14 protein-coding genes are annotated in these 16258 nt (G+C 64.5%); 4 read left to right on the top strand and 10 right to left on the bottom strand.

Annotation, left to right across the window (positions count from 1 at the left end; translation table 11 throughout):
* Window positions 1–405 (top strand): ATP-binding cassette domain-containing protein (locus JQC81_RS20830; protein ID WP_203273677.1); only part of this gene is annotated, 405 nt, incomplete at its 5' end.
* Window positions 406–750: 345 nt separating this feature from the next.
* Window positions 751–1911: a ribonuclease D gene (rnd, locus tag JQC81_RS20825; protein WP_203273676.1), complete on the top strand. Its 1161-nt coding sequence runs from the start codon at window positions 751–753 to the stop codon at window positions 1909–1911.
* A gap of 83 nt (window positions 1912–1994) precedes the next feature.
* On the opposite strand, the gene JQC81_RS20820 is transcribed toward rnd, so the two are convergent.
* From JQC81_RS20820 to JQC81_RS20790, 7 genes are all read right to left on the bottom strand, one after another.
* The gene (locus JQC81_RS20820; protein ID WP_203273675.1) at window positions 1995–3689 is read right to left on the bottom strand and encodes a calcium-binding protein; all 1695 of its coding nucleotides are present in this window, start codon (window positions 3687–3689) and stop codon (window positions 1995–1997) included.
* Window positions 3690–4095: 406 nt separating this feature from the next.
* Window positions 4096–4635: an NUDIX domain-containing protein gene (locus JQC81_RS20815; RefSeq protein WP_203273674.1), complete on the bottom strand. Its 540-nt coding sequence runs from the start codon at window positions 4633–4635 to the stop codon at window positions 4096–4098.
* A gap of 4 nt (window positions 4636–4639) precedes the next feature.
* Window positions 4640–6160, bottom strand: coding sequence for an exopolyphosphatase (gene ppx / locus JQC81_RS20810; protein ID WP_203273673.1), 1521 nt, complete (start codon window positions 6158–6160; stop codon window positions 4640–4642).
* Window position 6161: 1 nt separating this feature from the next.
* The gene (locus tag JQC81_RS20805; RefSeq protein WP_376772427.1) at window positions 6162–8354 is read right to left on the bottom strand and encodes an RNA degradosome polyphosphate kinase; all 2193 of its coding nucleotides are present in this window, start codon (window positions 8352–8354) and stop codon (window positions 6162–6164) included.
* A gap of 122 nt (window positions 8355–8476) precedes the next feature.
* Window positions 8477–9169 carry a P-loop NTPase family protein gene (locus JQC81_RS20800; protein ID WP_203273671.1) on the bottom strand — a complete coding sequence of 231 codons (693 nt, stop codon included), beginning with the start codon at window positions 9167–9169 and terminating at the stop codon, window positions 8477–8479.
* Window positions 9162–10277 carry an AI-2E family transporter gene (locus tag JQC81_RS20795; protein WP_203273670.1) on the bottom strand — a complete coding sequence of 372 codons (1116 nt, stop codon included), beginning with the start codon at window positions 10275–10277 and terminating at the stop codon, window positions 9162–9164. Before JQC81_RS20795 ends, JQC81_RS20800 begins: the two co-directional genes overlap by 8 nt.
* A 15-nt stretch (window positions 10278–10292) precedes the next feature.
* The gene (locus JQC81_RS20790; protein ID WP_203273669.1) at window positions 10293–10829 is read right to left on the bottom strand and encodes a CDP-alcohol phosphatidyltransferase family protein; all 537 of its coding nucleotides are present in this window, start codon (window positions 10827–10829) and stop codon (window positions 10293–10295) included.
* Between the two features lie 293 nt (window positions 10830–11122).
* On the opposite strand from JQC81_RS20790, the gene purM reads away from it, so the two are divergent.
* Window positions 11123–12193 carry a phosphoribosylformylglycinamidine cyclo-ligase gene (purM, locus tag JQC81_RS20785; RefSeq protein ID WP_203273668.1) on the top strand — a complete coding sequence of 357 codons (1071 nt, stop codon included), beginning with the start codon at window positions 11123–11125 and terminating at the stop codon, window positions 12191–12193.
* Complete coding sequence (purN, locus tag JQC81_RS20780) at window positions 12193–12837, top strand: phosphoribosylglycinamide formyltransferase (RefSeq protein WP_203273667.1); 645 nt, start codon at window positions 12193–12195, stop codon at window positions 12835–12837. Before purM ends, purN begins: the two co-directional genes overlap by 1 nt.
* A 109-nt stretch (window positions 12838–12946) precedes the next feature.
* Here the strand turns inward: purN and JQC81_RS20775 are convergent, their stop codons facing one another.
* From JQC81_RS20775 to ndk, 3 genes are all read right to left on the bottom strand, one after another.
* Entirely contained in the window at window positions 12947–13312 is a 366-nt protein-coding gene (locus tag JQC81_RS20775; RefSeq protein ID WP_203273666.1) for a hypothetical protein, read from the bottom strand.
* A gap of 236 nt (window positions 13313–13548) precedes the next feature.
* Window positions 13549–15702: a molybdopterin-containing oxidoreductase family protein gene (locus JQC81_RS20770; RefSeq protein WP_203273665.1), complete on the bottom strand. Its 2154-nt coding sequence runs from the start codon at window positions 15700–15702 to the stop codon at window positions 13549–13551.
* Window positions 15703–15785: 83 nt separating this feature from the next.
* Window positions 15786–16208: a nucleoside-diphosphate kinase gene (gene ndk, locus JQC81_RS20765; RefSeq protein ID WP_203273664.1), complete on the bottom strand. Its 423-nt coding sequence runs from the start codon at window positions 16206–16208 to the stop codon at window positions 15786–15788.
* Between the last annotated feature and the right edge of the window lie 50 nt (window positions 16209–16258).

The following is a 16258-nucleotide window of genomic DNA, read 5'->3' as shown; positions in this document are numbered from 1 at the left end:
GACCGACCAAAGCTTCTCCGCAATGATCTATCTCGCCGCCGCCGTCATCAATTCACGATGAATCCCCACAAGCCTTACAACACGCTCATCGGCGACATGGGCACCACCCTGTCGGGCGGCCAGCGCCAGCGGGTGCTGCTCGCCCGCGCGCTCTACCGCCGTCCGCGCATGCTGTTCATGGACGAGGGCACGTCGAGCCTCGATCTCGACAGGGAGCGCGAGGTGAACCGGGCGCTAGCGGAGCTGAAGATCACCCGCATCGTCATCGCCCACCGGCCGGAGACGATCCGCGCCGCCGACCGCATCGTGGTGCTGCGCGAGGGCCGGGTCTCCCCGCCCATGGATGGTGACGCGCTGGCTTTCACGGAAGCGGCGCGGCTCTCCCCCGGGCTCGGGCGGGCATGAAAAAGGGCGCAGCCTTGAGAGCTGCGCCCCGCCCCTGAACCGGCCAAGCCGGAAGGGACTTAGTAGAGGATGATCCGGCGTCCGCCGCCAACCTCGGCGAGTTCCTTCTCGCTGAGCTCGACCGGAGCTTCATCCTTGTTCAGTTCAATGATGGTCTTCATGAAGACCTCCCCCCTGTTGCTTGAATGCCGTACCGGCACCCTCCTGGCCACAGAGCCAGTGATACATCATAACAATTATTTAAGAAGCCGAGTCAACCTGCCCGGTCATGGGGGGTTTGGAGCAAGCGGTGGATCGCTGGCGGACGGACTCGCGAGCCTTTCCAGGATGCGTTATGAACGCTTCATGGACCTGATCACCTCCACCGACGCGCTTTCCGCCGCCTGCAGCCGCCTCAGCCAGCATCCGTTCGTCACCGTCGACACGGAGTTCCTGCGCGAGACCACCTATTACCCCAAGCTCTGCCTGATCCAGATGGCGGGTCCCGATCCCGCAGACGCGGTCCTGATCGACCCGCTCGCCGAGGGCATGAGCCTCGAGCCGTTCATGGCGCTCATGGCGAACCGGGACGTGGTGAAGGTCTTCCACTCGGCCCGGCAGGACCTGGAGATCATCTGGAATCTCGGCGGCATCGTGCCCGAGCCGCTGTTCGACACGCAGGTGGCCGCCATGGTGTGCGGCTACGGGGACTCGGTCTCCTACGAGCAGCTGGCCAACGATCTGGCCAAGGCGAAGATCGACAAGTCCTCCCGCTTCACCGACTGGTCGCGCCGCCCGCTCTCGGACGCGCAGCTCACCTACGCTCTCTCCGACGTCACCCATCTGGTGAAGGTCTACGAGGCTCTCGTGAGCCAGCTGCAGGCGAACGGCCGGCTCGAATGGCTCGGCGAGGAGATGTCGATCCTCACCTCGCCCGAGACCTACCAGGCCAATCCCGACAATGCCTGGCGCCGCCTCGCCGGACGCCTGCGCAAGTCGAAGGAGGTTGCGATCCTCATGGAGGTCACGGCCTGGCGCGAGCGCGAGGCGCAGAGCCGCGACGTGCCCCGCGGGCGCATCCTCAAGGACGACGCGGTGATCGACATCGCGACTTCGGCGCCGCGCAGCGTCGAGGCCCTCGGGCGCCTGCGCACCATCCCCAACGGCTTCGAGCGCTCCCGCACCGGCGGCGAAATCCTCGAAGCCGTTGAGCGGGCCCTCGCCCGCGATCCGGCCACGATCCCCATGCCGGAGCGCAGCCGCGGCCGCAACAACACCGGCTCCGTGGTCGACCTGCTGAAGGTCCTGCTCAAGGCCGTGGCCGAGCAGGAAGGTGTTGCGCCCAAGATCATCGCCACCGTCGAGGAGCTGGAGGCCATCGCCGACAGCGACGACGCGGACGTGCCGTCGCTGCACGGCTGGCGCCGCAAGCTCTTCGGCGAGAAGGCGCTGGCGCTCAAGAACGGTCAGCTCGGGCTGGTGCTGGAGCGAGGGCGGGTGAAGCTCAGGGAGATTGGGGCGGCTTGACGCCATAGCGGGCTTATATCTCTCTGTATAAACAAAAACCCCGCGGCTTCCCGCGGGGTTCTTTGGTTTGATCGTGCTTGAGATCAGATGAAGAGGAGATCGGCGTACTTCAACGTGGTCTTGTTGCTGAGCTTGGCGATCTCGGTCATGCCGGCAGAACCCGAACCATCCTTGTCATAGGACAGCACGCCCGTCTTCTTGTTGTAGACGAAGAAGTCGTCGCGGTCTTTGGCTTTGTCGCCCACCGTGAAGAACGCCTTCTTCAGCTTGAGCGGCTTGTTTTCGGTGCCCTTCTTGATGCTGGCGTAGAGCGACTTGTTGGACTTGAACAGGGAGTTCTCCAGCCACAGATCGTCAGCCGAGCTCTTGAAGTCTTTGATCGTGTCCGCGTTCGACTTCGCGAACTTGGTGTCGAAGATGAACTTGTCGTTGCCCGATCCACCGATCACCAGATCCTTGCCGCCCTTGCCGTAGATCTTGTCGTGCCCTGCACCGCCGTTGAGCGTGTTCTTCGCACCCGTGCCGAGCAGGATGTTGTCATGGCTATTGCCGGTGAGAGAGGCGGCGCTTCCGGTCAAGTAGACGAACTCGATATCCGAATCCGGGCTCAGGGTGAAAGTGGTCGAAGCATAGACGACATCATAACCGCTGCTGTCGATCACTTGGTCGCCGACATTGTCCACATAGTAGACGTCGTTGCCGCCGCCGCCTTCCATGCGGGTGGCTCCGCCTTTGCCATGAAGGATGTTGCTGCCCTCGTTCCCAACGATAACGCGCGTGTACTCATTGCCGGTCAGGTTGATCGGGCTTGTACCAGCCGCAGCCTGCAGCACTTCGACCTCGGCATATTGTAGACTGTAAGAGGTGCTCGCGATGGCGGTGTCCCAACCGTTTCCGGACGCCTCGCGGATGTAGTCGGCTGCGTTGTCGATGATGTAGGTATCGTTGCCGCTCATCCCCTGCAGATCCTCGGCTCCTTCGCCGCCGTCGAGCGTGTCGTTTCCGCCGTAGCCGACCAGAAGATCATCACCTTTCCCGCCTTGGATGTAGTTGTCGCTGGCATTGCCGGAGAGGGAGTCCTTGTAGTCCGTACCGATGACGTTCTCGAAGTTGATCCAGGTATCGTTCAGGGAATCGTTGCTGCCGCCACCTCCGGCATTGAGGCTGACGGAAACGCCTTTGTCGGAGAACTGATACGACACTGTGTCGACGCCCTCGCCGCCGTCCATTGCCTCGTAGCCCGATCCACCGATCACGGTGTCGTTGCCAGCTCCAGTCGAGAAGAAATGCCTTCTGCCATCGGGGTTTCCGGCATTGCCGATGATCAGATCGTTGAAGTTCGTGCCGATGTATCCTTCGATATCGAGATACTGATCTCCAAAGGCATCGCCGGTATTTGCAGCGATGTTCTTGAGGTTGATCACGACACCGCTCGTGGCCGTTTCATACGAGACATAGTCTCTGTAGCTGACGCCCGTGCCGCCTTCCAGCCTGTCGGCACCCGCGCCGCCGATGAGAGTGTCGTCGTTGTTGTCGCCGCCCAAAAGGGTGTCGTTACCCATGCCGCCATGCAGAACGTCATTGCCCTCGCCTCCGGTGAGAGAATCGTTCCCGTCGTGTCCATAAATCGTGTCGTGTCCGGCAAGACCATCAATCACATCGGCATCATCCGATCCATTGATCACATCGTTGCCTGTTGTGGGTGTCGGCGTTGCTGCGAGAGCGCCTGCTGCATTCAGGCGTGAAAGTTCATCGAAGTTGGTTTGGCCGGATGTCATGCTGATCCTCACTCAATGCGAAATGACAATTGGTGTTTGCATTTCTGAAAATGCGGATCGGCGTTAATGCATACGGAAATCGCAGCGACAAGTATTCCTAGCTCATCAACACCGTGATGAAATTGTTAGTGTCGCAACTTAACCTAGAGTTATCATAAGCTTAGCTGCATGAAACGACATGGAGCGTTGTTTGTGACTTGTGCGTCAGCACACATTGTGTTGCATGTGACTATGTATAGTTACATATCTTCAGCCTGACTTTACGTCAGAATCACTGGCGCAACCTCAGCGGTACGACTCGATTGTTCGAGGCAATCGTGAACGCATTGTCCGCTCTTCGTTGAACTCAGCCGCCCTGTATAACGCAGCCCGCGAAATCGTTTGGTCCAAAGCCTTCGAAATGGCTCTAGATCAGCTCCTTCAGCCGCAGCATTCCCAAGGCAGCAACGGTGGCTGAATCCTTGATCACTCCTTCGGTGATCATCGCCAGCACCTCTGCAACCGGGAACGCGCGGCTCACCATGTCCTGCTCGGATGCCTCGCGCTGCGCTTCGCCCGCCTGAAGTCCTTGCGCCAGATAGATGTGGTAGCCCTGGGTCGAGTGGCCGTAGCATTCGAACAGATGGCCCACATGGGTCATGCTAGCGGCCGTCAGCCCCGTCTCCTCGCGCAGTTCGGCCCGGGCGAGGTCCAGCGGATCGGTGCCGGGTGCGTTCTCCCATGACCCCTGCGGCAGCTCCCAGTAGCGGCCCTGCACGGCATAACGATACTGCTCCACTAGGTGGATCAGGCCGTTGTCGAGGGGCACGATGACGGCGAAATCCGCCTTCTCGACGACGCCGTAGATTCCCGCCGAGCCGTCCTGTCGCTCGATGGCGTCTTCGCGCACGCGCATCCAGCGGTTCTCGTAGACGATGCGCGAGGCCGTGGTCTTGATCTCGGCCATCGGCTCACACGATCTCGATCACGGTATCCATGTTCAGAAGCTTGCCCAAGCCGCGCATGCGGCCCATGAGGCGTTCGTTGGCGAGCGGCTCCAGGTGGGCCGGCAGCTGCAGCACGATCTGGTTGCCCCGGGCGAGCAGGGGCACCTGCGGCAGCACGCCCTCCATGGCGACCGAGACCGGATAGGCCACGCGCATGAGCGCCGCGAGCAGGCGGGCGCGCTCCAGGAGGCGCGGGCCCGCGAGCGTCTTGATGCGGGAGCCCACCTTGTCCGGCGATAGCCCCTCGTGCCGGAAGAAGATCGACAGGGCGAGATAGGCGCGGCCCGGATGGTCGAGCCCGGCGAAGGCCCCGTAGGCGATGAGGTTGAGGCTCTGCTCGCCCCGGTAGTCGGGATGGGCGCGCCAACCGATATCGGCGAGCAGGCAGGCCGCACGGCGCAGGCGGATGTCGTATTCCACCTCGGGCAGGCCGAGGCTCCGGATGAAGGCCTCGGTCCACTGGCACAGCTCCTCGCCGTGGCGCGGCGAGCGGGAGCGCAGGAGGTTGAGGTCGCTGGCGGCAGCGATCAACGGATCGCGCTCGCGCGTCGCGGCATCGAGCTTGTCGAACAGCACGCCCTCGCGCACGCCGAAGGCCGAGATTGCGACTTCGATCGGCTGTCCAAGGCGGATGATCTCCTCCAGCACCATGGCCCCGTAGGCGAGCAGCGGGCGGCGGGCCTCTGAAACGCTCTCGATATCCTTCAGCGTCTTGGCATCGGCCTCCTCGACGAGGCGCAGGAAGTCGAGACCGTCGTCAGGTTCGATGAGATAGCCGTGCATCACGTGGAGCGGGTAGTCCCGCGCCGCCTGGTGCAGCTTGGCGAGCGCACGCCAGGTGCCGCCCACCGCATAGAAGGTGCGGCCATGCAGGTTTTCGAGATATTCCGGTGCGCGCTCAAGCGCTTCACGCACGATCCTTTGGGCTTTTTTCAACGAGCCGCCGCTGACATCCTGCAGGGCGAGACCGCCGAGCGGCATGGTGATGCCCTGCCCCACCTGCGAGCCGCGCACGTCCACCAGTTCCAGGCTGCCGCCGCCCATGTCGCCGACGATGCCGTCCGGATCGTGAAAGCCCGCGATGACGCCGAGCGCCGAAGCGCGCGCCTCCTCGGCGCCGGACAACAGGCTGATCGGCTGGCCGCAGGCCTTCGCGGCGGCCTCCAGGAAGGCCGGACCGTTGGAGGCATCGCGCGCGGCCGCGGTGGCGAGCACGAAGATGTCGGACACGTTCATCGTGTCGCAGAGAACGCGGAACCGCGCGAGCGCCCGCAGGGCTCGGTCGACCGCCTCCTCGTCGAGGCGGCCGGTGGTCGCCACATGGCGGCCGAGACCGCACAGAACCTTTTCGTTGTAGATCGGCGTGACGGCGCGGGAGAGGCCCTCATAGGCCACGAGACGCACGGAGTTGGAGCCGATGTCGATGATCGCCACCGGACGGCCGAGCTTGAGCCGCCCCGGAGCCTCGAAGCTGAGCGCCGGCATGCTAGCGCTGCCCGCGCTTGGCGAGCGCTTTGGGGCTGGATGTCTTGAGGGATTTGCCACGGCCTGAGAGACTCGGGTTCGTCATGAAATACTTGTGTGCGTTGAATGGTTCCTCGCCTTTGGAGGGCACCACCCGCTGACTCGTTCCGTCGGGGAGTACCGTCCAGCTCTGCTCGTTGTCGAGCAGGTTGGCGAGCATGATCTGGTCGAGCACCTGCTGGTGCACCGTGGTGTTGACGATCGGCATCAGCGCCTCGACGCGGCGATCGAGGTTGCGCGACATGAGATCGGCCGACGAGATGTACACGTGGGCCTTGGGGTTGGGCATGCCGTGCCCGTTGCCGAAGGCATAGATGCGGGTGTGCTCCAGGAAGCGCCCGACGATGGACTTGACCCGGATGTTCTCCGACAAGCCCTTGATGCCGGGACGCAGGCAGCAGATGCCGCGCACGATGAGGTCGATCTGCACGCCGGCGGCGGATGCGTCGTAGAGCGCGTCGATGATGACGGGATCGACGAGCGAGTTGCACTTGCCCCAGATCGCGCCGGGCCGCCCTGCCTTGGCGTGGGCGATCTCCTCCTCGATGTGCTGGAGCAGGCGCTTCTTGAGGGTGAGCGGCGAGACCGCCATGCGCTCCAACTCCGCCGGTTCCGCATAGCCGGTGACGTAGTTGAAGATGCGCGACACGTCGCGGCCGATGGCCGGATCGGCAGTGAAATAGGACAGGTCCGTGTAGATGCGGGCCGTGATTGGGTGGTAGTTGCCGGTGCCCACGTGGCAATAGGTGATGAGCTGGCTGCCTTCGCGGCGCACCACCATGGACAGCTTGGCGTGGGTCTTCAGCTCGATGAAGCCGAACACCACCTGGGCACCGGCGCGCTCCAGGTCGCGCGCCCAGCGGATATTGGCCTCCTCGTCGAACCGCGCCTTCAGCTCCACGAGGGCGGTCACGGATTTTCCGGCCTCGGCCGCTTCGGCCAGCGCCGCCACGATGGGCGAGTTGGACGACGTGCGATAGAGCGTCTGCTTGATCGCGACCACGTTCGGGTCGCGGGCCGCCTGATGCAGGAACTGCACCACCGCGTCGAAGGATTCGTAAGGGTGGTGGACGATGATGTCCTTCTCGCGGATGGCCGCAAAGCAATCGCCGCTGTGCTCGCGGATGCGCTCCGGGAAGCGCGGATTGTACGGCTTGAACTTGAGGTCGGGCCGCTCCAGCGCCACGAGCTGCGACAGGTCGCGCAAGCCCATCATGCCTTCGACCATGAAGACCTCGTCGGGGGAGACCTCCGATTCCTCGGCCACGAAGAGGCGCAGGTCCTCGGGCATGGCCGCTTCGACCTCCAGGCGGATCACGCTGCCGCGGCGGCGCTGCTTGAGCGCCGTCTCGAACAGGCGCACCAGATCCTCGGCCTCTTCCTCGACCTCGATATCGGAATCGCGGATCACCCGGAACGCGCCCTGCCCCTGCACGTCGTAACCGGGGAACAGGCGGCTCGTGAAGAGCACGATCATCTGCTCCAGGGCGATGAACCGGGTGGCGCCGGTCTCGGCGAAATCCGGCAGGCGGATGAAGCGTTCGCCGCGCGACGGCAGGCGGATCAGGGCGTTCAGCACCTTGCCGTCGCTCTGGCGCACCAGCTTCAGGGCGATGGAGGAGCCGAGATTGGGGATGAACGGGAACGGATGCGCCGGATCGATGGCGAGCGGCGTCAGCACCGGGAAGACGTGGTTGAGGAAATAATCCTCGAGCCAGGACGCCTCGGCCTTCGTCAGGCCGGCCCCTTCGACGAGAACGATCCCCTCTTCCAGCACCGTGTCCCGGAGCTCGCGCCAGCGCCTCTGCTGGTCGGAGGCGAGGTTCGACACCGCCACGGAGATCTTCGCCAGCTGCTCCTGCGGCGAGAGCCCGTCCTGCGACATGGTCGCGACGCCGGACCGGACCTGGCCGCGCAGGCCCGCCACGCGGACCATGAAGAACTCGTCCAGGTTCTCGGCCGAGATCGAGAGAAAGCGCAGCTGCTCGAGGAGCGGGTGGTGGCCGTTCGAGGCCTCCTCCAGCACCCGGCGGTTGAACTGCAGCCAGGACAGCTCCCGGTTGATGAAGCGCTGCGGGAACTTGCGCAGGGCCGCGCCGTCCAGCTCGATATCCGGCGGAGCCTTGGGCAGCGGGGCCTCGCTGACGGTCTCCACCTCTTTCAGGGCAATCGCGCTGCGCACCTCGTTCTCCGCCGCTTCCTTCCTCGGCGCTCGTTTTGCTCTGGGCTTCGTGACGGTTTCACGACGGTTCGACAACAAGGCGTCAGTATCTGGCTTCACTCGTTCTCATCCGTTTCCTGCGCGGCGCCTAGGATCTCGGCCGCGATGGCCCGCGAGACGCGCCGGCCCCGGCTCAGGGCCTCCCGGTCCAGGAGAGCCACGATCTCGGAGGCCTTGGCGAGCGAGCGTTCGATCCGCAAAGCAATATAGTCGACAACGGAGGTGTCGACCACGAGTTGCCTGTCCACGAACAGCTTCACCAGCACAGCCTTGAGGAGGGCATCGTCCGGCGCGTCCAGGGTGGTGCTCGGCGCCAGCCGCAAACGGGACAGGAGGTCGGGGGTTTTCAAACCCCAGCGGTCGGGCGGGGTCTCGCAGGTGATCAGCAGGGAAGCCTTCTTCTCCCTGGCCAGGTTCAGCAGGTGAAACAGGGCCGGCTCATCGCGCTCAGCCTCATCCATGTCCTCGATGGCGAGGGCACCGTTCGACACGAGGTGCGGGACCTTGTCGTGTGTGATCGCCGCCGCATCGACGGTCCAGGCGTGGGCGTTCGTGGCCCAGATGGACGCCAGGTGGCTCTTGCCGCTGCCCCTGGGGCCGACGAGCAGGAGGATGGTATCGGGCCAGTCGGGCCAGCTCTCGATGAGGCCGTAGGCCTGCTCGTTGGAGGGGCTGACGAGGAAGTCCTCGGCTCCGAAGCGGGGATCCAGGGGAAGGTCGAAGGCCAGCTGCTTGGGGGCCTCAGGCATCGCGATTGGCCTTGTCGATCTCGATGCGGGGCTTGAGGATCACCGGATCCGCCCCCCGGTAGAGCGGGCTGGCGAGATACTGGCGCAGGGCAAAGCGCGCGATGACGCCCACGGCGGCCGCGAGCGGCACCGCGAGCAGCAGGCCGACGAAGCCGAAGAGCGCGCCGAAGGCGACGAGCGCGAACATCAGCCAGACCGGGTGCAGGCCGACCGAGTCGCCCACCAGCTTGGGCGACAGGATGTTGCCCTCCACAAACTGGCCGAAGATGAAGATGCCGAGCGTCGCGGCGATCATGGTCCAATCCGGCCAGAACTGCACGATGGCGACACCCACGGACAGAATGAGGCCGGTGAGCGAGCCCACATAGGGGATGAAGCTCAGGACGCCCGCCGTCATGCCGATGAGCGCCCCGAAATTGAGCCCGATGAGGGCGAGGCTCACCGCATAGAAGGTGCCGAGGATGAGGCACACCAGGGCCTGCCCGCGCACGAAGCCGGCGATTGCCCGGTCGATGTCGCGGGCGATGGCGCGGATTGTGTCCCGGTGGCTCATGGGCATCCAGGAATCGACGGTTCTGACCATGCGGTCCCAGTCGACCAGCATGTAGAAGGCCACCACCGGGGTCACCACCAGCAGGGAGAAGATGCCGATCAGCGCCTGCCCGCCGGACCACAGCCCCTGGAGGAAGGTGGTCATCCAGGCGACGCCCTGGCTGATCAGGTTGCCGACGGAGGGAGGAGCGGCGGGCAGCACCTCCTCGATGCCGAGGCGGCGGATGAGCGGGCCGAGCTGCTCGGCCCCGAGCTCCTGAAGCCGGGCCACATAGCCGGGCAGCCTCTCCACGAAGGCCCCCACCTGCTGGGCCGCGAAGGGCACCAGGATCATCAGGGCGATGATGAAGATGAGCACGAACAGGACGAGGATCAGCAGGCTGGCGCCCAGGCGCCCGACGCCGATCTTCTGCATCCGGTCGGCCAGGGGATCGAGCAGATAGGCCAATGCGAAGCCCGCCACGAAGGGCAGCAGGATACCGCGCAGCACGAACAGCAGCAGCACCGCGACGACCAGCGCCGCAATCCAGAACCCGATCTGCCGTTGAACCGTCATCGGCCCCTCACACCGTTAGCTCTCGACACCCATGTGCCGCAGCCAGCCGCCGAGATAGGCACCGGCCGAGGCTATGGTCAAGGTGGCCACCAGCAACATGGCAACATCCTCGAGCCCGGCGAGTTCGGCCCCGAAGGCATTGGCCGCGAGCGCGAAGGCCGCAAACGCAATCTGCGCGCCCGTGTTCAGCTTGCTGACAAGGAGCGGCTTAATTTCGACCGGGCGGCTCATGACCCAGGACAGGAGCACGGCAGCGACGATCATCACGTCCCGGGACACCACGATGATGGCCAGCCAGCTCGGGATGGCTCCCACGATGGCGAGCGTCACGTAGATGGAGACCAGGAGCGCCTTGTCGGCGATGGGGTCGATATAGGCTCCGAACTCGCTCCGCATATCGAACCGGCGGGCAATGAACCCGTCCACCGCATCCGAGACGCCTGCCACCACGAACAGGACGAAGGCCGCAACCCACCGCTGCTGCATGATCATGACGATCACGATGGGCACGATGATGAGGCGGCCGATGGTGATGATGTTCGGAATGGTCATCGGGCCGATGATGGACGCTCGGGGGGCGGAGTTCAATCGGCAGGCGGAGGGGTGGGGATAACGGGCATTCTTTATGGTCATCCCGGACGGCGAAGCCGATCCGAGATCGGGTGCAGAATATGGCGCATTTCTCCCTTTCCCGCTGGGAGAGCGGAAGGGAGCCACACTCCTCGCACGATCCCGGGTTCTGCTCCGCAGCCCCGGGATGACGGTGGACCTGCAATTCGCAACACGCGAAACCCCTTGCCTCCCGCTCCCTACCGTCTTACTGCCCCCTCAACACGGGGTGAGCCATGACGACCGAGAAGCAGACGAACGGCCTGACCTATGCCCAAGCGGGCGTCGATATCGATGCAGGCAATGCCATGGTCGACCAGATCAAGCCCCTGGTGCGGTCCACCCGCCGGCCCGGCGCGGATGCGGAGATCGGCGGCTTCGGCGGGCTGTTCGATCTGAAGGCCGCAGGCTTCAAGGACCCGATCCTGGTGGCGGCCAACGACGGGGTCGGCACAAAGGTGAAGATCGCCATCGACACGGGCATTCACGACACCATCGGCATCGACCTCGTGGCCATGTGCGTGAACGACATCATCGTGCAGGGCGCCGAGCCCCTGTTCTTCCTTGACTATTTCGCCACCGGAAAGCTCTCGCCGGAGGTCGGCGTCCATATCGTCAAGGGCATCGCCGAGGGCTGCCTCCAGGCGGGCTGCGCGCTGATCGGCGGCGAGACCGCCGAGATGCCGGGGCTTTACGCCAAGGGCGACTACGACCTCGCAGGCTTCGCGGTGGGCGCTGCCGAGCGCGGCATGCTGCTGCCGAAGGACGTGAAGGTGGGCGACGTGCTCATCGGCCTGCCCTCCTCCGGCGTCCATTCCAATGGCTTCTCCCTCGTGCGCCGGATCGTCGAGCACTCCGGCCTCGCCTGGGATGCGCCCGCTCCCTTCGCGCCCGGCAAGTCGTTGGCCCAGGCCCTGTTGGAGCCGACCCGGATCTACGTGAAGGCCCTGCTGGAGGTCTTGAGAGGCGGCGACGGCATCAACGCGCTCTGCCACATCACCGGCGGCGGTTTTCCCGACAACATCCCCCGCGTCCTGCCCGACGGCGTCGGCGTGCGCCTCGACCTCGATGCCATCGCGGTTCCACCCGTGTTCGGCTGGCTCGCCAAAGCAGGCGGCGTCGCCGAAGCCGAGATGCTGCGCACCTTCAACTGCGGCATCGGCATGATCGTGGTGGCGAGCGCCGATCAGGTGGATGCGGTCATGGAGCGTCTGCGTCAAGCTGGGGAAAACCCAGTGCGCATCGGCGAGACCATCGCACATACGGGCGGCGATCGCGTCCAGACCTCGGGCTCCCTGAAGCTCTGATGACCCGCCGCGTGGCCATCCTGATCTCGGGCCGCGGCTCGAACATGGCCTCGCTGATCGAGGCTGCTCAGGCTGCCGACTTTCCGGCCGAGATCGCCCTCGTGCTCTCAAACCGTCCTGATGCGGAAGGACTGGACCGGGCGAAGGCGGCCGGGATCGCGACGCTTGCCATCGACCACAAAGCCTTTCCCGACCGGGAGAGTTTCGACCGTGCGCTCGATGCCGCACTGGTGGAGCACGACATCGCTTTCATCTGCCTCGCCGGTTTCATGCGAGTGCTCTCCGACTGGTTCGTGGAGCGCTGGGCCGGGCGGATGATCAACATCCACCCCTCCCTCCTGCCCCTTTATCGCGGCACCCAGACTCACCGTCGCGCGCTGGCCGACGGCGTGCTGGTACATGGCTGCACGGTGCATTTCGTGGTGCCGGAGCTCGATGCCGGCCCGATCATCGCTCAAGCCGCAGTGCCGGTGGTGCCGGGCGACAGCGAGGAGAGCCTTGCCGCGCGGGTGATCGTGCAGGAGCACCGGCTCTACCCGCAGGCGCTGCGGCTGATCTGTGACGGCAGCGCACGGCTGGAGAACGGACGCGTGGTGTTTTCGCGTGGGTGGGAAGCGAGCGCTGTGCTGCATTCGCCTAACTAGGACCAATGCACTCCCGTCATCCCGGACATGTTCCGGGGATCCACGTCTTAGGCTCCAAAACGTGGATCCCCGGAACAAGTCCGGCCATGACGTAGAGATTGTAAGTGTTTCAAATCTGCGGACGCGGCAGCTTGCAGGCGTCCAGTGCCGTCAGTGCCTTCGCGCGGGCGGTGTCGTTGAACACGCCGGTGTCGCGATAGGATTGGACCTCCTCGGCGCTGAGCGAGCGCATGGTGCGGCCGGCATAACAGTCGCAGGCCCGGTTGAGGGACGCCTCGCTGGCCTCGCTCTGGAGCTTCGCCTGGGTAATCGCGCACGCCTGGCTCACGCGGGCGCGCAGCTGGCTAATGCTTTCGGTCTTTAGGGCCGGATCGGGCTGATATTGGGTCGGCATATTGGAGGCGGCGGCATAAGCCCCGGTCGCGCTCAAGGAAACGGCGGCTGCGACGAGCAGCGCACAGGCGGTCAGGATCATGGATAGCTCCCCAGAGATGAAATCACGTTCGGCGTTTAAGAATAGGCTTGGCCGTTCAGGATCAAGGGGGAGATGGGGATAGGCTTAAGAAGGTCTGACTATGCGCCTGCCTCTAGACTCTCCGTCATAGCCGGTCGTGTCCCGGCCATCCACGTCTCTGCAGCGTTGCGGCTCCAAAAACGTGGATCCCCGGAACAAGTCCGGGGATGACGTGAAGAGGGTGCAAGCCTTCATTTTCAACGAACGAGCGCCTCAGGCCGATGCTGCTTGCGCGCAACCGGCGGCTCAAGCGCCGGGTCGAGATTGGCCTTCTCCAGCGCCACCCGGTTGTCGTGGAAGGCAGCACCGCCATAGGGCGCCACCTGATCGCCCCCGGTGAGCGTGTTGATGCCGCGACCGTACGGATGAGCGGCGTTGGGCCAGATGCCCTCGGCGATGAGCACGCCGCGCCGCACGCCCTCGAACAGCTTGGCGCGAAGATACACCTCACCGCGGTGATTTTTCAGCTTCACCCAATCGCCCTCGGCAATCCCTTGCGTCTGCGCATCGACCGGATGGATCATCACCTCGGGCCGCCGCTCCTTGTCGAGCGACGTCGGTGTCTCGGTGAAGCTGGAGTTGAGGAAGTTGCGGGCTGGGCTCGTGGCGAGGCGGAACGGGTGCTCCTCGGTCGCCGCTTCGATCACGCCCCAATGGTCGGGCAAAGCCGGCATGCGGGCCCAGGGGCCCATGGCGCCGTTGTTGTAGGACGGCACCTTGGTCCAGTCGGGCTTGAAGCGGAACTTGCCGTCCGGATAGCCGAAGCCTTTTAGGAAATGCGCCTCCTCGAAAGGCGGCTGCGCATCGAAGTGAACTTGCGCCTCCAGGTTCTCGAGCGTGCCCCAGCCGGAATTCTGCAGCGTCCAGTCGATGATCTCGCGCGGCTCCATGGCAAAGCCGCGATGCTCGGCGCCGAGGCGCTCGGCCAACCCGCGGAAGACCTCGTGGTTCGAGCGGCATTCGCCCGGTGGGTCGATGAGCTTGGGACCGACCTGGAAATGTTGGTGCCCGCCGCCGGAATAAAGATCGTCGTGCTCCATGAACATGGTCGCGGGCAGCACGATATCGGCCATGAGCGCCGTCTCGGTCATGAACTGCTCGTGTACGCAGACGAACAGATCCTCGCGGGCAAAGCCCTGCTTCACCAGCTCCTGCTCCGGCGCAACGGAGACCGGGTTGGTGTTCTGGATCAGCATCGCCTTCACCGGCGGGCCATTGTAGAGCGCTTGCGGATCGCCCGTGAGCACGCGGCCGATCTGCGACTGGTCGAGCACGCGGATGCTCTTGTCGATGGCATCGTGCCCTTCGATCAGCGCCTTGTTCCAGTGGAAGATGCCGCTGTTCGAATGAAGCGCGCCGCCGCCCTCGTATTGCCACGCGCCGGTCACGGCCGGAATCGACAGGGCCGCATGCATGTTGACCACGCCGTTGCGCTGGCGCGCGAAGCCGAAGCCGAGGCGGAAATACGTGCGCTTGGTGGTGCCCACGAGCCTGGCGAAGGCCTCGATCTCCTCCACCGACAGGCCGGTGATGGCGGACGCCCAGGCAGGATCGCGGGTCTTGAGATGCTCTTCAAGCTCGCGCGGATGGTCAGTGTAGCGCTCCAGGTAATCCCAGTCGGCATAGCCGTCGCGGAACAGCACGTGCATGACCGCGCAGGCGAGCGCGCCATCGGTGCCGGGGCGCAGGACCAGCGCCATGTCGGCCTGCTTCAGGGTGGCGTTGTTGTAGATGTCGATGGCGACAATCTTGGCCCCGCGTTCCTTGCGGGCCTTCATCGCATGGGTCATCACGTTGACCTGGGTGTGAACCGCGTTTGTGCCCCAGATCACGATGCAGTCGGAGACCGCCATTTCGCGCGGGTCGGCGCCGCGCAGATGGCCGGTGCCGGCCACGTAGCCTGTCCAGCTCATGGCCGTGCAGATGGTGGAATACTGGCCGGAATACTTCTTCACATGGCGCAGGCGGTTGATGCCGTCGCGCATCACGTAGCCCATGGTGCCGGCATAGTAATAGGGCCAGACGGATTCCGAGCCGAACTCCTGCTCGGCTTCCAGGAATTTTCGGGCGACGATGTCCAGCGCCTCGTCCCAGGAGATGCGCTCGAACTGGCCGGATCCCTTCGGGCCGGTGCGCCGCATGGGATAGAGCAGCCGGTCCGGGTTATGGATGCGCTCGGCATAGCGGGCCACCTTCGCGCAGATCACGCCCGCCGTGTAGCTGTTCGACTTCGCCCCGTGCACGCGGCCGATGGTTCGCCCGTCGATCACCTCCACCTCGAGGGAGCAAACGGAGGGGCAGTCATGCGGGCAGACCGAGGCGCGGCGTTCGATGCGGGGAGCTTGGTTCATGGCGGGCGCATGATGAGGGAAAGGCCAGAAAATGAAAAGGCCGCCCGGAGGCGGCCTGATCATGAAGGCTATGCCTCAGGGGCTTAGCCGACGATCTCGTTGCCCGAGAAGAACTGGGCGATCTCGATCTTGGCGTTGTCGAGGCTGTCGGAGCCGTGGACCGAGTTCTCGCCGATGGACTTGGCGTAGAGCTTGCGGATGGTGCCCTCAGCGGCGCTCTCCGGGTTGGTGGCGCCCATAATCTCGCGGTAGCGGAGAACGGCGTTCTCGCCTTCGAGCACCTGCACGACGACCGGAGCGGAGATCATGAAGTCCACGAGTTCGCCGAAGAAGGGACGCTCCTTGTGGACCGCGTAGAAGGTCTCGGCCTCGCGGCGGCTCATGAGGATGCGCTTCTGGGCGACGATCCGCAGGCCGGCCTGCTCGATGACGGCGTTGACGGCGCCGGTGAGGTTCCGCTGGGTCGCGTCGGGCTTGATGATGGAGAAGGTACGCTCGATGGCCATGACAGCTCGCTTGTCTTTATGAGGGGAAATGTGAAGTGGGGCGCTTATAG

Source organism: Microvirga arabica, from assembly GCF_016811235.1.
GTDB lineage: Bacteria > Pseudomonadota > Alphaproteobacteria > Rhizobiales > Beijerinckiaceae > Microvirga > Microvirga arabica.
Note: the sequence above shows the minus strand (reverse complement) of the source record. Positions and strands in the feature narration are given on the sequence as shown.